This is a genomic window from Devosia ureilytica, from assembly GCF_024273195.1.
GTDB lineage: Bacteria > Pseudomonadota > Alphaproteobacteria > Rhizobiales > Devosiaceae > Devosia > Devosia ureilytica.
In genome coordinates, this window is record NZ_JAMZCU010000004.1 from 326880 (window position 1) to 347404 (window position 20525).

General features: G+C 62.5%; 20 protein-coding genes. 12 read left to right on the forward strand and 8 right to left on the reverse strand.

Features of this window, described 5'->3' with window-relative positions:
• Positions 1–85 precede the first annotated feature (85 nt).
• Positions 86–652, reverse strand: a complete 567-nt coding sequence (locus tag NIM87_RS12955; protein ID WP_254675105.1) for a GGDEF domain-containing protein — start codon at positions 650–652, stop codon at positions 86–88.
• A gap of 171 nt (positions 653–823) precedes the next feature.
• Positions 824–2485: a Na/Pi cotransporter family protein gene (locus tag NIM87_RS12960; protein ID WP_254675106.1), complete on the reverse strand. Its 1662-nt coding sequence runs from the start codon at positions 2483–2485 to the stop codon at positions 824–826.
• A gap of 272 nt (positions 2486–2757) precedes the next feature.
• Here NIM87_RS12960 and ugpB point away from each other — a divergent pair, with 272 nt between their 5' ends.
• The 7 genes from ugpB (at position 2758) to NIM87_RS12995 (ending at position 9354) form a co-directional block, all read left to right on the forward strand.
• On the forward strand, positions 2758–4083 hold the full coding sequence (gene ugpB / locus NIM87_RS12965) for a sn-glycerol-3-phosphate ABC transporter substrate-binding protein UgpB (RefSeq protein ID WP_254675107.1): 1326 nt from the start codon (positions 2758–2760) through the stop codon (positions 4081–4083).
• Positions 4084–4186: 103 nt separating this feature from the next.
• A complete protein-coding gene (gene ugpA / locus NIM87_RS12970; protein ID WP_254675108.1) occupies positions 4187–5071 on the forward strand; it encodes a sn-glycerol-3-phosphate ABC transporter permease UgpA in 885 nt (294 codons plus the stop codon).
• A gap of 12 nt (positions 5072–5083) precedes the next feature.
• Positions 5084–5932, forward strand: coding sequence for a sn-glycerol-3-phosphate ABC transporter permease UgpE (ugpE, locus tag NIM87_RS12975; protein WP_254675109.1), 849 nt, complete (start codon positions 5084–5086; stop codon positions 5930–5932).
• 3 nt (positions 5933–5935) lie between these two features.
• The gene (locus NIM87_RS12980) at positions 5936–6994 is read left to right on the forward strand and encodes a sn-glycerol-3-phosphate import ATP-binding protein UgpC (protein ID WP_254675110.1); all 1059 of its coding nucleotides are present in this window, start codon (positions 5936–5938) and stop codon (positions 6992–6994) included.
• A 44-nt stretch (positions 6995–7038) separates the two neighbouring features.
• A complete protein-coding gene (locus NIM87_RS12985) occupies positions 7039–7785 on the forward strand; it encodes a glycerophosphoryl diester phosphodiesterase (protein ID WP_254675111.1) in 747 nt (248 codons plus the stop codon).
• 10 nt (positions 7786–7795) lie between these two features.
• Positions 7796–8581, forward strand: a complete 786-nt coding sequence (locus NIM87_RS12990) for a DeoR/GlpR family DNA-binding transcription regulator (RefSeq protein WP_254675112.1) — start codon at positions 7796–7798, stop codon at positions 8579–8581.
• Entirely contained in the window at positions 8578–9354 is a 777-nt protein-coding gene (locus NIM87_RS12995; protein WP_254675113.1) for an HAD family hydrolase, read from the forward strand. The genes NIM87_RS12990 and NIM87_RS12995 overlap by 4 nt, the downstream gene beginning before the upstream one ends.
• 30 nt (positions 9355–9384) lie before the next feature.
• Here NIM87_RS12995 and NIM87_RS13000 read toward each other — a convergent pair whose 3' ends face one another.
• The 6 genes from NIM87_RS13000 to NIM87_RS13025 form a co-directional block, all read right to left on the reverse strand.
• Positions 9385–10224 (reverse strand): alpha/beta fold hydrolase, encoded by an 840-nt coding sequence (locus NIM87_RS13000; protein ID WP_254675114.1) that lies wholly within the window; start codon positions 10222–10224, stop codon positions 9385–9387.
• Positions 10221–11348 (reverse strand): branched-chain amino acid ABC transporter permease, encoded by a 1128-nt coding sequence (locus NIM87_RS13005; protein ID WP_254675115.1) that lies wholly within the window; start codon positions 11346–11348, stop codon positions 10221–10223. The genes NIM87_RS13000 and NIM87_RS13005 overlap by 4 nt, the downstream gene beginning before the upstream one ends.
• Before the next feature lie 7 nt (positions 11349–11355).
• Positions 11356–12375 carry a branched-chain amino acid ABC transporter permease gene (locus NIM87_RS13010; protein WP_254675116.1) on the reverse strand — a complete coding sequence of 340 codons (1020 nt, stop codon included), beginning with the start codon at positions 12373–12375 and terminating at the stop codon, positions 11356–11358.
• A gap of 7 nt (positions 12376–12382) precedes the next feature.
• On the reverse strand, positions 12383–13099 hold the full coding sequence (locus tag NIM87_RS13015; RefSeq protein ID WP_254675117.1) for an ABC transporter ATP-binding protein: 717 nt from the start codon (positions 13097–13099) through the stop codon (positions 12383–12385).
• On the reverse strand, positions 13099–13869 hold the full coding sequence (locus NIM87_RS13020; protein WP_254675118.1) for an ABC transporter ATP-binding protein: 771 nt from the start codon (positions 13867–13869) through the stop codon (positions 13099–13101). Before NIM87_RS13020 ends, NIM87_RS13015 begins: the two co-directional genes overlap by 1 nt.
• Positions 13870–13944: 75 nt before the next feature.
• Positions 13945–15135 carry a substrate-binding domain-containing protein gene (locus NIM87_RS13025; RefSeq protein ID WP_254675119.1) on the reverse strand — a complete coding sequence of 397 codons (1191 nt, stop codon included), beginning with the start codon at positions 15133–15135 and terminating at the stop codon, positions 13945–13947.
• A 216-nt stretch (positions 15136–15351) separates the two neighbouring features.
• On the opposite strand from NIM87_RS13025, the gene NIM87_RS13030 reads away from it, so the two are divergent.
• From NIM87_RS13030 to NIM87_RS13050, 5 genes are all read left to right on the forward strand, one after another.
• Positions 15352–15909 (forward strand): PAS and helix-turn-helix domain-containing protein, encoded by a 558-nt coding sequence (locus tag NIM87_RS13030; RefSeq protein WP_254675120.1) that lies wholly within the window; start codon positions 15352–15354, stop codon positions 15907–15909.
• Positions 15910–15934: 25 nt separating this feature from the next.
• Positions 15935–17344, forward strand: coding sequence for a sigma-54 interaction domain-containing protein (locus NIM87_RS13035; protein ID WP_254675121.1), 1410 nt, complete (start codon positions 15935–15937; stop codon positions 17342–17344).
• Positions 17345–18233: 889 nt separating this feature from the next.
• Positions 18234–19019 (forward strand): 3-hydroxybutyrate dehydrogenase, encoded by a 786-nt coding sequence (locus tag NIM87_RS13040; protein WP_254675122.1) that lies wholly within the window; start codon positions 18234–18236, stop codon positions 19017–19019.
• Entirely contained in the window at positions 19016–19774 is a 759-nt protein-coding gene (locus tag NIM87_RS13045; protein ID WP_254675123.1) for an ABC transporter ATP-binding protein, read from the forward strand. Before NIM87_RS13040 ends, NIM87_RS13045 begins: the two co-directional genes overlap by 4 nt.
• The gene (locus tag NIM87_RS13050) at positions 19767–20495 is read left to right on the forward strand and encodes an ABC transporter ATP-binding protein (RefSeq protein ID WP_254675124.1); all 729 of its coding nucleotides are present in this window, start codon (positions 19767–19769) and stop codon (positions 20493–20495) included. Before NIM87_RS13045 ends, NIM87_RS13050 begins: the two co-directional genes overlap by 8 nt.
• Positions 20496–20525 lie beyond the last annotated feature (30 nt).

Here is a 20525-nt window from a genome sequence, read left to right on the forward strand (position 1 = left end):
ATCGATTGCATCAAAGAGTCAAGACGGGAGCGAACAAATTGCGCATTTGCACAATTCCGCGCCTGAACGACCGGCAGATGGAGGGTTACCGGATCTTGACCTGGCTGGCGGTGGACTGTGCGGCATCGAGATTGGCGGCCGCGGATTGGACCAGATCGCCTTCGCGCGACCCTGAAGAGTCAAAAATCACGCCACCGATGGCGACGCCCAGCCGTGCAGCGCCGGCGACGGTCGTGAACATCGTGTCCTCAACCGATTCGCGGACGCGATCCGCGACCGAAGTGGCCACCTCCGGGGCTGCTCCGCGCAACAGCACGGCAAACCGGTATCCATGCAGATGCGACACCAGGTCATCGGCCCTGACCGCCTGACGGATCGCCTGCGCCAGCCACGGGAGCACATCGGCGCCGTGTTCTGTCGCGATCATGTCGATGGCGCTTGAGCGGTCATCGAGATCCACAACCAGCAAGGCACCGGCCGATTGAGACCGCGTCGCCTCGAGGACTTCGGTGAATTTGACCCAGTTCAAAGTGCCCGTCAGGGGATCGAAATCGGTGGGCTGCAAAGGCGGAATATCGGGTGCGGGATGCATCCTGCGATCCCAACTGACATCGCCCATGCCCGCAACCCATTCCAACCATGACTTGGCCATTTGCGCCCTCGCTCTGCCGACGAGAGATCAACCTGCCCTACGATCCTCAATGGGTCCTGACCCCAGCGCATGCAATTTTAGCGGTATGGTCATTGCCGCCTGCTTCTGCACAGCAGAAGCGGTCATCAGCTGCGATTATGCCAAAGACCTCCGCTCCAGAACCCATTGGTCCTAGAGCTTGTCCGCCACCAGCTTGGTTGGCAACAATTCGCCCTGTTCGCTCAGGATCGAATAGGCAATGCCGGTCAATAGCGAATTGATGCGACGCAGCGCATGCATGGTTTCAAGGTGCAATTCGCTGGTCTCGAAGCTGTTGGGGTCGCCCGAGCGCAGGCGGGCGAAGTGTTTTTCCATGCTGGCCCGTTCCATCAGGCCCACCTCGTCCTTTTCGGCCACCAGCTGGCGGGCCGATTCAGCGTCTTCCGAGACCAGCACGTTGAGGGCCAATTGCATATTGGCGAGCACCCGCGCGTGCAGGTCGGTCAGTTCCTGCCAGCCTTGCGCAGAAAAGGCGATACGCCGCTCCGACTTCTGGTCTGCGACGCGCAGCAATTGCCGCGCCACGATATCGCCTGCCTGTTCCAGGCTGATGGCAAAGGTGCTGAGGTCCGATGCCCTGCGGGCTTGGTCCGCATCCATATTGTCCCAGTTGAGCCGGGTCAGGAACAGCTTGATCGCCCGGTTAGCGCCGTCCACTTCCGGCTCCAGGTCCTTGACCCGGCGGATGGCGGCCTTGTCGCCGGAGCGGACAATTTCCATCACCGGCTGAAGCATCACCTCGACCATTTCGCTCATGCGCAACAGTTCGCGCGTGGCGCTGGCCAGTGAGGCATCGATATTGCCCTGTGGGTCCGCCACCAGCGCCGTCCGGCGCAGGCGGGCGATGTCGGATTGGCCAGGGAGCGGCAGATCCTTGATGATCATGGCCATCAGCCGCTCGATCACCCGCACCAGCGGCAGGCCGGCCAGCAATACGCCGAGATTGAACAGGATGTGCAACAGGCTTGCCTGCTGCCCCACCGTTCCTGGCAGGCCCGACTGGTGGATCTGGGACACTTGCAGCAGGATCAGGCAAAGCAGCGCCGCGCCGCCGCGCATCACCAGCGCACCGGCGGCAATGCGTCGGGCCCGCACATCGCCCCCCCGAGTCATGCCGAAGGCGATCAGCGTTCCGCCCAGATTGGCGCCGAGCAGGAAGGCCGCGGCGATCTCGATGGGGATCAGCCCGGCCGTGCCGAAGGTAATGATCACCAGCACGCTGGCGACAGATGAATAGGACAGCCAGGTGATCAGCGCCGCCACGGCGAAACTGGTCCAGAGGTCTCCGCGCAGATACCCCACCACCACGCCCAGCACATCGCTGTCGCGCCAGGGGGCGGTCGCTTCAGACACCATTTCGAGCGAAAGCAGCACAAAGGCGATACCCAGGACCATGCGCCCCACCTGCTTGGTGCGCCGCTCATTGCCGCGCAGGAACAGCAGCCCGCCAATAATGATCAGCGGCGCGGTGAACAGCGACAGGTCGAACGAGAGGATGCTGGCGACGAAGGCAGAGCCAAGATAGGCGCCCAGCATCAGCGCCAACCCCGTCGCGACCGATATCAACCCGCCCCCCGCAAAATTTGCAGCCAGCGCCGCCACGGCGGTCGAGCTTTGCAGCGCAATCGCCAGCGCCATGCCGATGGCGGCCGCTCCAAATCGGCTGCGCTCGGCACGACCCAGGGTGCGCTTGAGCTCGGCGGCATAGGCCCGCTCCACGGCGGTTCGCACCATGCGCACGGCCCAGAGCAGCAGGACAATGGCGGCCACCAGCTGGACGATAATGAAATACATGAGCCTCCCCGGCTGCACTCGTGTGCACGACGCAAGCACCAATGATGTTCACATGAGCATGGTTTGCACAACTGATTCAAACGAATGTTGAAAACAACACCTCAAGTCGCCAAATTCCATTGCATTTCAGGCAGATATCGTGAGCGCGCCCGACGGCACAAAGCCCTCAAATGTTCAAATGAACATTTTTCGGTTGCAATGCCCCTACCCGGTGCTACCGTCTGCGCCAGTTCGGGGCGGGGAGGCTCCGGCATAAAAACAAGGGAGTGAGCATGTCCAAGAACACTTTGTGTTTGTCCGTTGGGCTGGCCGCCATGTTGTCGGCGACGCCGGCCATGGCCCAGACCGAGATCGCATGGTGGCACGCCATGGATGCCGAATTGGGTCAGCGCCTGGAGGCGATTGCCCAGGGCTTCAATGACAGCCAGGACGAATTCGTCGTGGTGCCCAGCTACAAGGGAACCTATCCCGAGACCCTGACCGCCGCCATCGCCGCCTTCCGCGCCAATGAACAGCCCGCCATCGTGCAGGTGTTCGAGGTGGGCACGGGCACGATGATGGCTGCCGAGGGTGCGGTAAACCCTGTCTACAAGCTCATGGCCGACAATGGCGAGCCGTGGGATCCGAGCGCATTCCTCGCCCCGGTTACCGGCTATTATTCCGATACGGACGGCAACATCCTGTCCATGCCGTTCAACTCGTCCACCCCGATCATGTATTACAACAAGGACGTGTTCGAAAAAGCCGGCCTCGACCCCGAAACCCCACCCAAGACCTGGGCAGAACTCGAGACCATGAGCCGACAGATCATGGAATCGGGCGCTGCGCCCTGTGGCTTCACCTCGGGCTGGATTTCCTGGGTGCAGCTGGAAAACCTCTCGGCCATCCACGATCAGCCCTATGGCACGCTGGAAAACGGCTTTGGGGGCCTCGGCACCGAGTTCACGTTTAATGGCCCGGTGCAGGTCAAGCATTGGGAAAACCTCAAGAACTGGGCCGACGAAGGCCTGTTCGAATATGGCGGCCCGGTGGGCGGCGGCGATGCTCCGCCCAAATTCTACGCACAGGAATGCGCCATCTACATGAACTCCTCGGCGTCGCGCGCAGGCGTGATCAACAATTCCAAGGAGTTTGAAGTCGGCTTCGCGCCCCTGCCCTATTATGACGATGTGACCACCGATCCGAAGAATTCGATCATCGGCGGCGCAACGCTCTGGGCGCTCAACGGCAAGGACCCCGCAGTTTACAAGGGCGTTGCTCAGTTCTTCACCTATCTGTCCAGCCCCGAAGTGCAGGCACAGTGGCACCAGGCGACCGGCTACCTGCCGATCACCAATGCCGCCTATGACCTGGGCAAGGAGCAGGGCTATTACGAAGCCAATCCGGGTTCTGACATTGCCATCAACCAGATTACCCGCGGCACGCCCTCGGCCAATTCCAAGGGTATCCGCTTCGGCAATCTGACCCAGGCCCGCACCGTGGTGGATGAAGAATTCGAAGCCCTGCTCTCGGGCAGCAAGACCGCTCAGGAAGCCCTGGACGCCGCCGTCGAACGCGGCAACCAGATCCTGCGCGACTTCGAAGCCGCCAATAGCTGAACCTCCCAGGTTCATCCCGGCCTCTCCTGGCCGGGGTGAACCAACCGGGCGGCCGGCGGCCGTCCGGTCCTTCTGGACCTGACTTTGGGGGAGTTATCGGCCCATGCAAACCAAGCGCACTATTTTTCCGAACAAGTTCCTGCCTTATGCGCTGCTGGCGCCGCAATTGGCCGTAACGCTGGTCTTTTTCATCTGGCCGGCCGCCCAGGCGGTCAAATCATCCTTCGAGCGCGAAGACCCGTTCGGCTTCCGCACCACCTTCATCTGGTTCGAAAACTACACGCGGCTGTTTTCCGAGCCGGGTTATCTCAATTCGCTGACCAAGACCGGCATCTTCGCGGTGTCGGTGACATTGCTCTCGATGAGCCTGTCGCTGCTGCTGGCTGTCGCGGTCAACCGGGTCATCAAATCCAATCGCGCCTATACAACGCTCCTGGTCTGGCCCTACGCGGTGGCCCCGGTCGTCGTGGGCATCCTGTGGTGGTTCATGTTCAATCCCACCATCGGCATTGCGCCCTACCTGTTGCGGGGCCTCGGCATCAGCTGGAACCACCGGGTCGATGGCAATCAGGCCATGATCCTGGTGGTCATCGCCGCCAGCTGGAAGCAGATTTCCTACAATTTCCTGTTTTTCGTGGCCGGGCTGCAATCGGTGCCGCAATCGCTCAACGAGGCCGCGGCCATTGACGGCGCGGGGCCCTTCAAGCGGTTCTGGACCATCGTCTTCCCGCTCCTGTCGCCGACGACCTTCTTCCTCCTGATCGTCAACATCAACTACGCCATGTTCGACACCTTTGGCCTGATCGACGCCACCACCAATGGCGGACCGAACCAGGCCACCAATATCCTGGTCTACAAGGTGTATGCCGACGGGTTCCTCGGCCTCAACATCGGCTCCTCTGCCGCCCAATCGGTCGTCCTGATGCTGATCGTCATCGCCCTAACCGCCATCCAGTTCCGCTTTATCGAGCGGCGAGTTCAGTACTGAGGAGCCCAGAGAATGGTCGAAAATCGCCCCTGGCTCAGCTTTCTGACCCATCTTGTCCTGATCGCTGGCGTCGTTGTCGTCGTCTTCCCGGTCTATCTTGCCTTCATCGCTTCCACCCATGGCAGCGGCGACTTCATGCGCGGGCTCGTGCCCCTTTTGCCCGGTCCGCACATGCTGGAAAACTACGGTCGCATGCTCACTCAGGGCATTTCGACCGCCGGTGCCCCGCCCGTGTCGATCATGCTGATGAATTCGACGATCATCGCCATCATCATCGCCGTGGGCAAGATCGCCATCTCGCTGCTCTCGGCCTATGCCATCGTCTTTTTCAAGTTTCCGTTCCGGCTTCTCGCCTTCTGGATCATCTTCATCACGCTGATGCTGCCGGTCGAGGTTCGCATCATCCCGACCTTCGCGGTGGTGGCCAATCTGGGGCTGCTCAATTCCTATGTGGGCCTCACCCTGCCGCTGATCGCTTCGGCAACGGCGACCTTCCTGTTCCGCCAGTTCTTCCTCACCGTCCCCGACGAATTGATGGAGGCGGCGCGTGTGGATGGTGCCGGGCCGATGAAATTCTTCCGCGATATCCTCCTGCCGCTCTCGCGCACCAATATCGCGGCGCTCTTCGTTATCCTCTTTATCTACGGTTGGGTGCAGTACCTCTGGCCGCTGCTCGTCACCACCGACAGCAAATATTACACCGTCGTCATGGGCATCAAGCGCCTCGCCGCGACGGCCGATTCCGAACCCTTGTGGAACCTCGTCATGGCCTCGGTGATCCTGGCCATGCTGCCCCCCGTCCTTGTCGTCATCTTCATGCAGCGCCTGTTCGTCAAAGGCCTCGTGGATACGGAGAAATAAGTCATGGCCACCATCGATCTCATCGATCTCAAGAAGAACTATGGCAATGTCCCGGCCGTCAAAGGCGTCAACCTCAAGGTGGCCGATGGCGAGCTGATCGTCCTCGTCGGCCCCTCGGGCTGCGGCAAATCCACCCTGCTGCGCATGGTGGCCGGGCTTGAAACCGTCACCTCGGGGCGCCTCGAAATCGGCGGCCGCGACGTCGTCAAAGCCGAACCGGCCGAGCGCGATATCGCCATGGTGTTCCAGAATTACGCGCTCTATCCGCATATGAGCGTGCGAGGAAATCTCGAATACGGCCTCAAGAACCGGGGCACGCCGCGGGCCGAAATCGACCGCCGGGTGCAGGAGGCCGCCGATATTCTCGAAATCGGGCCGCTGCTCGATCGCAAGCCGCGCCAGCTTTCCGGCGGCCAGCGCCAGCGCGTCGCCATGGGCCGTGCCATCGTGCGCGAACCCGCGGCATTCCTCTTTGACGAACCACTCTCCAATCTCGACGCCAAGCTGCGCGTGCAGATGCGCGTGGAAATCCGCAAGCTGCAGCGTCGCCTCAAGACCACCAGCCTTTACGTGACCCACGACCAGCTCGAAGCCATGACCCTGGCCGACCGGCTCGTGGTGATGAATGCCGGTCTCGTCGAGCAGATCGGCACCCCCACCGAGGTCTATGACCACCCGGCCACGCTGTTTGTTGCCGGCTTTATCGGCTCGCCGCCAATGAACCTGATCGATGTCGCCTCGCTGAGCAACCGGCGGGGACTTGATGGCCTGCCCGCCGGGACCGACATCATCGGCATTCGTCCCGATGTTCTGTTCCTCACCCCGCAGGAGGGCATTTCGCTGAGCATGCAGGGCACGGTCGAACTGCTCGAACCGATTGGCGGCGAAAGCCATCTGCACGTCCGGCTGGACAGTTCCGGGCAGTCTGTCGTGCTCAGCGTTCCGGGCCGGCCGAACATCGCCGAAGGCTCGGCGGTGACCCTTCATGCCCGCGTTGCCGACATACACCCATTCAATGCCCAGACCGGGCGCAGAACCGACACTGCTGTCGCAAATCTGTAGCAAAATCAGCCTAAGGGCCTGCAACCTTCACACAAAGACGCGTCATGACACTTGTACCATCCATTGGCCCCACAGGGGAAGAGATCCAGGCTCACCGGGGCGCCTCGGCGCTTGCGCCCGAGAACACCATCGCGGCCTTTCGCACGGCGGCAGAACAGGGCGCCAAATGGGTGGAGCTCGATGTCGCGCTCAGCATGGATGGCAAGCTGATCGTCATTCATGACGACAGCGTGGATCGCACCAGCTCAGGCTCCGGCTCGCTTGGCGAACTGACCGGCGAACAGATCGCCAGCTTTGACGCGGGCAGCTGGTTTGACCCGCGCTTTGCCGGTGAACGCATCCCGACGCTGGCCGAGACCCTTGTCGCGCTTGGTGAACTGGGCCTCAGCGCCAATGTCGAGATCAAGCAGCATAAGCACCACAAGTCGCTCGACCAGCTGGTGGAGGCCGTTCAGGCCGATATTTCCCATCGCGCGCCTGGCACCAAGATCATGATCTCGAGTTTTGACCCGGCCGCCCTGACGGCCATGCACAAGCTCGAACCGGACCTGGAAATGGCCATGCTGTGGGGGCGTCCGCCCGAGGATTGGGCCGAGCAACTGGCGGCCATTCCGGCCACCACCATCCACATGCATTTCAAGGCTCTCAGCATCGGCATGCTGGAAGAAACCACCAAGCGCGGCATCAAGGTGCGTGCCTGGACCTGCAACGATCCGGTGCAGCTGGTGTCCTTCTGGGGCGCGGGGCTTGGCGGGGTCATTACCGACAATCCGAAGCTCTTCCTCGGATAGTGGGGGCATCATGGGGCAAGACATGCTGTCGGGCCGGCAACACGACATTCTGGCGCTGATTGAGGCTGAAGGTGCTCAATATATCGAGCAGTTGGCCGCCCGCTACAGCGTGACCACTCAGACCATTCGTCGCGACATCAATGCGCTTTGCGATCTTGGCTATGCGCGCCGCTTTCACGGTGGCGTCGATGCGCCGGTGGAAAGCCGCAATATCTCGATCAATGCCCGTGCCGCCCTCAACAGCGCTGCCAAGCGGCGCATTGCCGGGCGGATCGCTGCCGCCATCGAGCCTGGCTCCACCGTCTTCATGGGTATCGGCAGCACGGTGCAATTCGTCGCCGAGGCCCTGCGCGGCCACAAGGGGCTGCGCGTCGTTACCAACAATATCGATGTGGCGCTGATGCTGTGCGATGCGCCGCAAGTCGAGGTCCATATGACCGGAGGCCTCCTGCGCCACAATGACCGGGACGTTGTCGGCTCGGACAGCCTGCAGTTCTTCGAGAAATTCTATGCCTCCTACGCCGTCATCGGCGCCGGCGCGCTTGATCCGCAAAAAGGCATTCTGGACTTCAGCTATTCGGAAGCCCAGACGACCTCGACCTTGATCGCCAATTCGCGCGTGCAGTTTCTGGCGGCCGATGTCAGCAAGTGGACGCGCGACGCTTCGGTGCGGGTCGTCCCCTTCAGCGGCATCACCGCGCTCTTCACCGACCGCCTCCCCGCCGATGGCATTGCCGCGGCGGCATTGGCCGAGGCGGACACCGATGTCGTCCTCTGCGATCAGGATCAGGCATGATGTTTCAGGGCCCTGCCCCATCGCCGGATGACCTGAGTGGGGTGCGATATCTCTTCACCGATATCGACGACACCCTGACCACCAAAGGCCGTCTGCTGCCCCAGACCTATCAGGCCCTCTGGGATCTGCATGACGCCGGCATCGACATCGTGCCGGTCACAGGCGGCTCAGCAGGCTGGTGCGAGCATATCGTGCGGGCCTGGCCGGTGGTGGCCGCCATTGGCGAAAGCGGCGCCTTCGTGATGACCGCCAAGGGCAACCGGGCGGAATGCGAGTTCTGGGAAGACGAAGCGGTGCAGCGGCAGCGCCAGGCACAGCACATGGCTGCCGTCCTGCCGCTTCTGGGTGATCGCTTTCGCCTCGCCCATGACCAGCACCTGCGCCTGGCGGATGTGGCCGTGGACATTGTCGGGCATGATCGCGCCGACGTTGATGCCCTGGCCGCGCGCATCCGGGCCATTGGCGGCACCGTCGCCATCAGCTCGGTGCATATCAACACCTGGATCGGCAATTATGACAAGCAGGCGATGAGCGCCCGCGTGTTGCATCGCCTTGGCGTCGAAGACAGCGACGTGGCGCGCTACGTGTCCTTTGTCGGGGATTCCCGCAATGACGCGCCAATGTTCGGTTTTGTCGCCAAATCCTTCGGCGTCGCCAATATCGTCCCGATCCTTGGCGACCTGCCCCAGCGGCCGCGCTGGATCACCAGCAGCCCGGCCGGTCTCGGCTTTGTCGAGATTGCCAACGCCCTGTTGCAGGCCGGCGGTCGCTGACTGTCACACCCTTTCGCAGGCGAGGGAAAGTCAGGTCGCCAGGAAGGTGCGCAGCAGGTCGATCTGCGCATCATCGGCCAGCGTCGGGGCATGCCCGCAATCGGGCACGGTCACCAGTCGGGGACATGGCCCGCGCATCCGCATGGCGCTCGCCACGGTCGGCGGCAGCACATCGGAATGCTCTCCCCGGATCAGCAGGGTTTGCGCCGTGACCGCGTCATAGGCGTCCCATACGTCCAGATCGGCTTTGTTCTCGCCCATCAGCGACACGATGGCGGGGTCGTAGTGCACCGTGACGAGGCCCGTATCGGTGCGGCGCAGCGAAGTGTCCGTCATGCGCCGCCAGAAGGCCTCGCTATTGCTGCCGAAAGGCGCATAGGTCTTGCGTAGCCAGGCTTCATAATCGGCCACCGTCTCGAAGGTGGGCGGGTTGCCCACATAGTCGGCGATGCGCCTTGCGCTATTGACCGGAATATCGGGCCCGACATCATTGATGACCAGGTGAGAGATGCGCTCACGCAGTGCTCCGGCAGCCAGCGTGATGCCGAGCAGCCCACCCATGGACGTGCCGACCCAGGCGAACTGGTCGATGCCGAAATGATCGAGCATGGAATGGGCCATGTCGCCATAGGTGGCAAAAGTATAGTCTGCGGCACCGCGACGGGCCCAGGCCGATAGCCCCCGTCCCAGCGTATCGGGGCAGAGCACGAAGTAGTCGCTTGATAGCGCGCTGGCAGCCTCGTCGAAGTCGCGCCCGGTGCGCGCCAGTCCATGCCACATCACCAGCGCCGGATTGCCCGGATCACCCCATGCGGTGACATGCATCTCAAAGCCAGCGGCGTCGAGAAAGGTAGAGCGTGGCGCAGTCATTTCGAGCCCCCCTTGCCCATCAGGGTTCCGGCAATGCCCGAGGGGAAGAAATAGACCAGCAGGATGAAGCCAAGCCCCAGCCACAGCAGCCAGCGCTCGGGGTTGAGCAGGTCGGGCACCACCGGCAGGTTCGCCGTCGCTTCGGCACCCAGGGCCATCAGGTCCTTGAGGTAATATTGCGCCAGCGTCATCAAGGCGACGCCTATGACCGCGCCAAGCATGGTGCCCATGCCGCCGATCACCACCATGAGCAGGATGTCGATCATGATATCGAACGAGAGCACCACTTCGGGCCCGGTATATTTGAGCCACACGGCTCGCAGGATCCCCGCAGAGGCGGCCATGATGGCGGCGATACAGAAAATGGTCGTTCGATAGAACACCACGCGATAGCCGATGGCCTCGGCGCGCATTTCGTTTTCGCGGATGGCCTTGAGCACCGACCCCAGCGGCGAGGCAACGATACGGGTCATGGTCAAGAATAGCGCCAGCGCGCTCAAAAAGACGAAATAGTAGAGCGCCAGCTTGCCATTGAGCGCCACGCCGAACACCCGCAGCGCTTTGCCGTCTGCGTCGGTCAGCAGTTCGGTCGCCGGGGAAAAGAGCTTGGGGATGGAATAGGTGATGCCATCCTCGCCGCCGGTGAAATCCGAGAGTTGGCTGGCAAGCACCATCATCACCGAGGCTGCGGACAGGGTGACCATGGCAAAGAAAATTGCCTTCACCCGCAGCGACAGCAGGCCGATCAGCAGCGCCAGCAGCAGCGCCGCCACGACCCCGGCGCCACCGCCAAGCAGGATGGCCTCGAAGCCCGGCCCCATGGTTTTGAGCGCCATCGCCGTGCCATAGGCGCCCAGGCCAAAGAACATGGTGTGGGCAAAGGAGACGATGCCCGTATAGCCGATCAGCAGGTCATAGCTGGCCACCAGGACGATGAAGACGCAGATGCGGGCTGCCACTTCCTGGCTGCGCACGTCAGGAAAAAGGAAGGGGGCGAAGGCCAGCGCCAGTCCGATCAGGGCGACGGCGCCATAGACCACCAATCGACCGGGCCAGTTCTGGGTTTTTGTCAGGCTGGGGCGTTGCGTCTTTGCCGCTGCGGCATGCTGATGAGCCATGGTCATGTTCGCCTCACCGCTTCACAGCCGGGAGCAGCCCATAGGGCCGCCACAACAGAATGGCCATCATCAGTAGCATGTTGGATGCCAGTGCCATTTTGGGCACCAGAAAGGCCACGTAATTGGCCATCAGACCCACCAAAATTGCCCCCAGCAGCGACCCCTGGATCGACCCGAGCCCGCCAATGATGACGACGATGAACACGAGGATCATCATTTCCGAGCCGAGCGCAGCCGTGATCAGGCCCTGATAGCCCGCCCACATGGCGCCACCCATGGCGGCCAGCGCCGAACCGGCCATGAAGACAAGGATGAACAGCCGGTCGACCCGGAAGCCGAGCGCCTCGACCATTTCGCGGTTTTCCACCCCCGCGCGAATGAGCAGGCCAAGCCGCGTGCGGTTGAGCACCAGATGCATGGCCACATAGACGAGGATGCCGAGCAAGAACGCGAAGATGCGGTAGATTTCGACCGAGACGCCGGCAAAGACAATCGAGCCGGTCAGCACGGCCGGGCGCGGCACCGGGATGGGCGCGCCGCCCCAGATCAGCAGCACCAGTTCTTCGGCCACGATCAACGCGCCGACGGTGATGAGGATTTGCCGAAGGTGATCCTGATAGACCGGGCGGATCACCACCCGCTCGAAAAACCAGCCGGCCAGCGCGCCGAATATGGTCGCGGCGGCAATGGCCAGGAGCAGCCCCGCCAGGTTGAGCGCGGGATTGCCGCCCGTGACCCAGAAACCAAGCCAGGCCAGCACCGTTGCGCCGATAAACGCCCCTGCCGTCACAAAGGCGGAATGTCCGAAATTGAGCACGTCCATCAGCCCGAAGATCAGCGACAGCCCCGAGGCCATGAGGAAGATCATCATCCCCATGGCAAGGCCGGCGATGGTCAGCGTCGCCCAGGTTGAGGGCTGACCAATCAGCAGCAGCGCAATGACCGCGAGTAACACGGGCAGCCAGAGTACGCCGCCGAAGCGGTCAATATCGGCCCTGATCCGGGCCGGGAGAGAAGCTGTGTTTAGGGTCATGGCGTCCTCAATGGGCCTCCAGCGACAGGCTCAGGAACCGGCTCTGCAAGTCTGCGTCACCGGCCAGTTCGGCCATGGTGCCGCGATGCACGATACGGCCATCATCAATGACGGCGACTGTCTGGCCGAGGGCCTTGGCGAAGTGGAAATTCTGCTCGACCAAAAGGATTGTTGTTTCCGCGGCAATCTCGCGGAAGGCGGCAATCATGTTGCGGATGATGGCGGGCGCCAGCCCCTTTGTCGGCTCGTCAATCAGGATCAGGTCACGCTTTTCGATAATGGCGCGGGAGACAGCGAGCATCTGCTTCTGCCCGCCCGACAGCGCATGCGCCGGCTTTTGCCAGAACTGGGCAATGGCCGGAAAAATGGCATGGATGCGCGCCAGTCGCGCGGCGTCGAAACTGCCGTCATGGGTCGCAAGGCGCATATTCTCCTCGACCGTCAGCCCACCGAAAATGCCCATGTTTTCGGGCACGAAGGCGATGCCGAGGCGGGCAATATCGGGGGTGCTGAGCCGGGTAATATCCTGCCCGCGAAACTGGATCGAACCCTCGCGCGCCTTCCACAGGCCCATGATGGTGCGCAGGGTCGTCGTCTTTCCCGCGCCATTGCGCCCGAGGATCACGTGGACCCCGCCCTCGGGCACATCGAGGCTGACGCCATGCAGGATCTGATATTGCGCGATGTTGGTATGGACATCGTCCAGCCGCAGGATGGGGGCCATCACGCCACCTCGTCGGCGCCAACGCCGAGATAGATTTCGCGCACAAGGTCGAGCGCCATCACCTCGGCCGGCTCGCCATCGGTCACCAGCTCGCCATTGTGCAGCACCACGATCCGGTCGGCCAGCGCCCGCACCACGTCCATCTTGTGCTCCACCAGCAACACGGTCCGCGCCTTGTCCTCTTTGATCCGCGCAATCAGGTCGAGGATCACCGGCGCCTCATCGACCGACATGCCGGCGGTCGGTTCGTCAAACATGAAAATGTCAGGCTCCATCGCCAGCAGCATGGCCACTTCGAGCTTGCGCTGGTCGCCATGCGGCAGCGCCGCTGCGGGCAGGTCGGCGACCGAAGCGAGATTGGTTTGCTCCAGAAAATGCATGGCCTTGTCGGCGAGACCGGGGAGCTTCGCCGCCTTGATGAACAGTCGATGCCCCTGCCCCGCCCGCGCCTGCACGGCCAGCCGGACATTCTCGAAAACACTGAGCTTGGGAAACAGCGTCGTCAGCTGGAAGGCGCGGCCAATTCCGGCCCTGGCTCGGCCTGAGGGCGAAAGCGCCGTGATGTCGCGCTCGCCCAGCACGACCCGGCCTTCGCTGGGCCGCAATTGCCCGGAGACCAGGTTGAACCATGTCGTCTTGCCGGCGCCATTGGGGCCGACGATCACCGTCAATTCGCCCGGATGAAAGGCGCAGGTGACATTGTTCACCGCGGCATGGCCACCAAAGCGGATGGTCAGATTTTCGGTGCGAATGGAGGGCTTTGTGGTCACGGCATATCCGGGGAATGATGCGTCCGGCAGGCAGGAGGGACCCGCCGAACGCGTTCTGAAAGTCGCTGCTTGCAACTATTCCTGATTATTGCGGCCGACGGGAATATCCATCTCATCGGCCTTGATGACGCGGACCAGCTCGGGAATAGCCCAATCGACGCCGTCCTCGACCTTGATCTTGAAGTGATACATGTCCTGAAGCGCCTGATGGTCCTCGGGCCGGAAGGTCATCTCACCCTTGGGGGTATCGAACGTCATCCCCTCCATGGTCTCGATCAGCGTTTCGGTTTCCCAATCCGGGGCGGTTTCCAGCGCCTTGACCACAGCCATGGCCGAGGCCATGCCGCCGGCGGTGAAGAAGTCCGGTGGCGTGCCGAAGCGCGCCATGTGCTCTTCCACCAGCCAGTCGTTCACTTCGTTGTCCGGGGCTTCGTAGTAATAATAGATCGCCCCTTCCATGCCCGGCACCTGCTTGTAGGCGGCCAGCGCGGGCAGGATATTGCCGCCGGTCGAAAGCTCGATATCGAAGCGCGACGGATCGGCGGAGGCGAGCGGGGTCATGGCATCGATGCCCGCCACATAGATCATGATGACCTTGCGGCCCGGCTGATCCTTGAGCGCATTGAACAAGCGCTCGATGGTGGCGGTGAAGTCGGTTGTCTGCTGGGGCACATACTCTTCCGCCACAAGATTTGCGCCGGTGCCTTCGAGTGCGCTCTTGAATGCCGCCACGCCATCGCGGCCAAAGGCATAGTCCTGCGCCAGGGTCGCCACATAAAGGTTTTCGTCGGGAGCGAGCGCCAGCGCCTGGGCCTGCATGTCCATGGAGGAATTGCGCGAGGTCTTGAACACATAGCGGTTGGAATCCGGACCCGTCAGCCCGTCGGCCACCGCCGGTTCGACCAGGAGGATGCGCTCATACTCCTCGGCCACCGGCAACATCGACAGCGCCACGCCCGAGGAGGTATCGCCCACCGCGATCAGTGCATCATCGTCGCCATAGGCTTCGGCCAGCAGGGCGCGGGCAATGTCGGGCTTGAACTGGGTGTCCTTGATGATCAGCTCGATGGGCTTGCCCTTGACCATCATGGTGCCGCCCGTGGCATATTCGAGACCCAGCTCGAAGCCGGTGTGGGTCTGCTTGGAATAGGCCTCCAGCGGCGAGCCGGAAAGGCCGTGCAACAGGGCAATGCGCGCTGCATCCTGCGCGAAGGCGACGCCCGTCAGCGCCGTCGACAATGCCAGTGCGGCCAATATGGATTTCATCTCAAGTCCTCCCTCAAGCGGCGGCAATGGCTATCAGGCGCCCTGCCGATCCGTAATCGCTCTTGCAGGGAATCGTGGGGCGGCGTCATGCGCGCAACACGTCCCTCCTCCTGATCACTCCGGCGTGCCGATTCCGGCTTTGACTGGCGCGGAGCGAATTGGTGGCTATTATCCCCAGGCCTTTAGCGGACGGACAATACCGTAGAAACACACCATATGACCGATCCAACAGACCTCAGCGTCCTCGCCTTCCACAATGCGCCGATCGGGCTGGTGGTGACCGAAAGCCGCGTCATCAAGAGTTGCAACCCGGCTTTTGCCGACATGTTCGGCTATGGCGTGGCGGAACTTCTGGAGCAATCCTTCGCCATTCTCTACCCCTCGATCGAGGAGTTCGAGCGCATTCGCGATGTCGGCGTCGAACCGCTCAAGCGCACCAATCGCTATTCGGACGAGCGCATCATGGCACGCAAGAATGGTAGCCTCTTCTGGTGCCGGGTGCGCGGCCATTCGCTCACCCGGGACGATGATCCCCTGCGCCGGGCCGTCTGGAGCTTTGCCGACCTGTCGGAGACGCGCAATGTGCTTAACCTTTCGGGCCGCGAGCGCCAGATTGTCATGCACCTGGGCGAAGGGCGAACTTCCAAGGAGATTGCCCGCACGCTCGACATCTCGCCGCGAACAGTCGAGAGCTATCGCGCCCGGTTGCTCAAGAAGTACAATGCCCACAATGTGGCGGAGCTGCTATCGCATCTGAGTTCGATGCCGGGCTAAGCGAGCGTCCGCCTGAAATGACCCGATGACCAGGACCGCAATGTCCCACAAGCCCAGTGTTCCCAAATCCGTCGCCACGGTCCTCGGCGCCTTCAATTCTCTGGGCGAGAGTTTCAAGGGCGCCATCACCGTTGATGCCAATGCGCGGATCACCTGGATCGATGACCGCTATTGCGAGCTCCTGGGCATTGCGCCCGATGCCGCCTTTGTCGGCCAGCCGGTGGAACAGGTCATTCCCCATTCCCTGCTGCGCCGGGTAGTCGAGACGGGCCGGCCAATCCTGATCGACATCATGGCGTTCGATGACAAGCAATTCGTTGTCTGTCGATTGCCGCTGCGCAATGAGCATGGCGAAATCCAGGGCGCGGTCGGCTTCGTCTTTTACGAGGAGATCGACTATCTGGCGCCCATTCTCGAAAAATTCGAGACCATGCAGCGCCAGCTCAGTCGCGCCCAGGCCGCCCTCACCCGCGAGCGCCAGGCCAAATATTCGCTCTCGAGCTTTGTCGGCGCCTCCGAAGTCGTGCGCGACCTCAAGACCATGGTGCGCCGCTACGCCTTGCGCGACGGCGCCGCGCTCATCCTGGGCGAAACCGGCACCGGCAAGGAACTGCTCGCGCACGCCATCCACCAGCAGTCCGATCGCGCCGACGGTCCCTTCGTCGCCGTCAATGTCGCGGCCATCCCGGAGGCGTTGCTCGAAGCTGAATTCTTCGGCGTGGCGCCCGGGGCATTCACCGGCGCCGACCGTAAGCCGCGAAAAGGCAAGTTCGAGCTGGCCCATGGCGGCACGCTGTTTCTCGATGAAATCGGCGACATGCCCGCAGCCTTGCAGGCCAAGCTGCTGCGTGCCCTGCAGGAAGGCGAGTTTGAACCGCTCGGCTCCAACACGGTCAAGAAGGTGGATGTCCGCATCATCGCCGCCACCTCGCAGCCGCTCGAACAAAAGATCGAGGACAAGAGTTTCCGCGCCGATCTTTACTATCGCATCGCCGTGCTGGCCATTCACGTGCCGCCCCTGCGCGACCGCCTGGACGATATCGGGCTGATCGCCGAGGCTCTGCTCGAAACCATTCCGCGGCCCCGCGACCAGCATGGCTGGGTCATCACCCCCGAGGCCATCGCGCAGCTGACCCGCTATCGCTGGCCGGGCAATGTGCGCGAATTGCGCAATGTGCTCGAACGCGCCGCCGCCATGGCCCCTTCAGAGCTGATTGATGTCGGCCTCGTCGCCCGCTCCCTGCCACGCAGCGCCAATACCGACCCCACCCCGCCAATCAGCGGCGACCTCTCCGAACGCATCGCCGCCGCCGAACGCTCCGCCCTCGTCGAAGCGCTCGCCACCGAAGACGGCTCCAAAACCGCCGCCGCCCGCCGCCTCGGCGTCTCCCGCTCGCAATTCTACGAGAAATTAAAGCGCCACGGGCTGGATTAGCGCGGCGCCCTACCTCCCTCCCCCTTGAGGGGAGGGTAGCGGCGCTAGGCCGTCAGGCCTTAGCAGAGCTGGGGTGGGGGTGTCGTGGCCTCCCAAAGCTCCGAGCTAGTCGAGACCCCGACACCCCCTCCCTCAATCCCCCCCCTCAAGGGGTTGGTAGGCGTTGGACACAAACGCTGGACCCTACCTCCCTCCCCCTTGTGGGGAGGGTCGCGGCGCTAGGCCGTCAGGCCTTAGCAGAGCTGGGGTGGGGGTGTCGTGGCCTCCCAAAGCTCCGAGCTAGTCGATACCCCGACACCCCCTCCCTCAATCCCTCCCCTCAAGGGGGAGGGAGGCGATGGACACAAACGCAGGACCCTACCTCCCTCCCCCTTGAGGGCTTCGCTGCGTCCCGAAGGGCAAATCGCTCCAGTGGAGCGATTTGAGAGGCGAAGGCCAGGAAGGCTAAGCCTGACTGGCTACGTAGCGGCGCTTGGCCGTCAGGCCCTAGCAGAGCTGGGGTGGGGGTGTCGTGGCCTCCCAACACACTGAGGACGGATGTACCGACACCCAGCCGTCCGCAAACCCGGACACTATCACCACACACCGTCCGACTATCCAGACATCTCAGCCCCAACCACCAGCCCCTCTCGCCCCAAAACCCCAGTAAATCCAGCACTGGCACGCTTCGTGCAAGTTCTCCCCCAACAATCAGGNGACGGATGTACCGACACCCAGCCGTCCGCAAACCCGGACACTATCACCACACACCGTCCGACTATCCAGACATCTCAGCCCCAACCACCAGCCCCTCTCGCCCCAAAACCCCAGTAAATCCAGCACTGGCACGCTTCGTGCAAGTTCTCCCCCAACAATCAGGCCAAAAGGCCGATGACAGGGTGGAGAGTAAGTGGTCGAGTCAAAGCGCGTTGCGCTGGTGACGGGATCGACGAGCGGCATTGGCCTCGCGATCGCGCAAAAATATGCCCAAATGAACTATGACGTGGCGCTCAACAGCTTTGAGCCCGCCGAAACCGTCACTGGTCTTGTCGCTGACCTGCAGGCCATTGGCGCCGGCCGCGTGGCTTATTTCCAGGCCGATCTGTCGGACGCTGCGGCCAGTCGCGACCTGGCTGGACAGGTGATCGGGCATTTCGGGCGCGTGGATGTACTGGTCAACAATGCCGGTATCCAGAAGGTCGCGCCCATCGAAGATTTTGCCGAGGATGACTGGCACCGCATTGTGGCCGTCAGCCTCGACAGCGCCTTCCACACCATTCGCGCCACCCTGCCGGGCATGGCCCAGCGCGGCTGGGGCCGCATCATCAATATTGCTTCGGCTCATGGCTTGCGGGCCTCGCCGTTCAAGTCCGCTTATGTCGCCACCAAGCATGCCGTGGTCGGCCTGACCAAGACCGTGGCACTGGAAGCCGCGGAAAAGGGCGTTACCGTCAACGCCATCTGCCCGGGCTATGTGTGGACCCCGCTTGTGGCCAAACAGGTTGCCGATCAGGCGCGGGTGCATGGCCTCAGCGAAGAAGAGGTCGTGCGCCAGGTCATCCTCGCGCCCCAGCCCACCAAGCAATTTGTACAGCCCGAGGAGATCGCCGAAATGGCGGCCTATCTCTGCTCCGATTGGGCCCGCTCCATCACCGGCTCGACCATTTCCATTGACGGAGGCTGGACCGCCAAATGAGTTCGCCCGATATCATTCTCTCGGCCCGCAAACTGACCAAGCGCTTTTCCGGTTTTACTGCCGTCAATGGCGTCGATCTGGACGTCGAGCGCGGTACTATTCACGCACTGATCGGCCCCAATGGCGCGGGCAAGACCACCTGCTTCAACCTTCTCACCAAGTTCTTGCAGCCCAGCGCCGGCAATATCAGCTTCAATGGCCGCGACATCACCGGCCTTGCCCCAGCGGCCATCGCCCGGCTGGGCGTCGTGCGCTCCTTTCAGATTTCGGCTGTTTTCCCCCGTATGAGCGTTCTCGAAAACGTCCGCATTGCCCTGCAGCGTCGTCGCGGCGACAGCTTTGATTTCTGGCGCAACCAGAAGGTGCTCAATGCCTATGACGAGGAAGCGCGCGAGCGCGTCGAAGAGGTCGGGTTGACCGAATTCATCGGCGAGACGGCCGGAGAATTGAGCTATGGGCGCAAGCGAGCGCTCGAGATTGCCACCACCCTCGCCCTCGAACCGGAAATGCTGCTGCTCGACGAGCCCATGGCCGGCATGGCGCAGGAAGATGTCAGCCGCATTTCGGCGCTGATCCGCCGCATCGCGGCCAAACGCACCATTCTGATGGTCGAGCACAATCTTTCAGTCGTTGCAGATCTCTCGGACAAGATCACCGTGCTTGCCCGTGGCGAAGTGCTGGCCGAAGGGCCCTACGAAGCCGTCTCCAAGGACCCCCGCGTCATCGAAGCCTATATCGGAGCCGGTCATGGCTGAAGCTGCCCGCAAGATCGACACCGCCGCCGCTCTCGCCGTCCGCGACCTTCAGGCCTGGTATGACGAAAGCCACATTTTGCATGGCGTCAATTTCGATGTCGCGCCGGGCGAGGTCGTTACCCTGCTCGGTCGCAATGGCGCAGGCAAGACCACGACCCTGCGCGCCATCATGGGCCTCATCGCCAAGCGCACCGGCTCGGTCCAGTTCGAGGGCCGCGAGCTCATCAACCTGCCAGCCCGGGCCATTGCCAAGGCCGGTATTGCATTCTGCCCGGAAGAGCGGGGCATTTTCGCTTCACTATCGGTGGACGAGAACCTGATGCTGCCCCCGGTCATCAAGCCGGGCGGGCTCAGCCGCGACGATGTGCTGACCATGTTTCCCAATCTGCGTGAACGCCTCGCCAGCCAGGGCACCAAGCTTTCCGGCGGCGAGCAGCAGATGCTGGCGATCGCCCGCATCCTGCGTACGGGTTCCAAATTCCTGCTGCTGGACGAACCCACCGAGGGCCTGGCTCCGGTCATCGTGCAGCAGATCGGCCGGACCCTGGCGAGCCTCAAACAGCAGGGCTTCACCATCGTCCTCGTCGAACAGAACTTTCATTTCGCCGCCTCGGTCGCGGACCGCCACTACGTGGTCGAACAGGGCCGGGTCATCGACATGATCCCCAACACAGAAATCCAGAACAATCTGGGAAAGCTGCACGCCTATCTGGGTGTGTAACGAAACCGGTCCGGGAGAGGGCCGATAAGG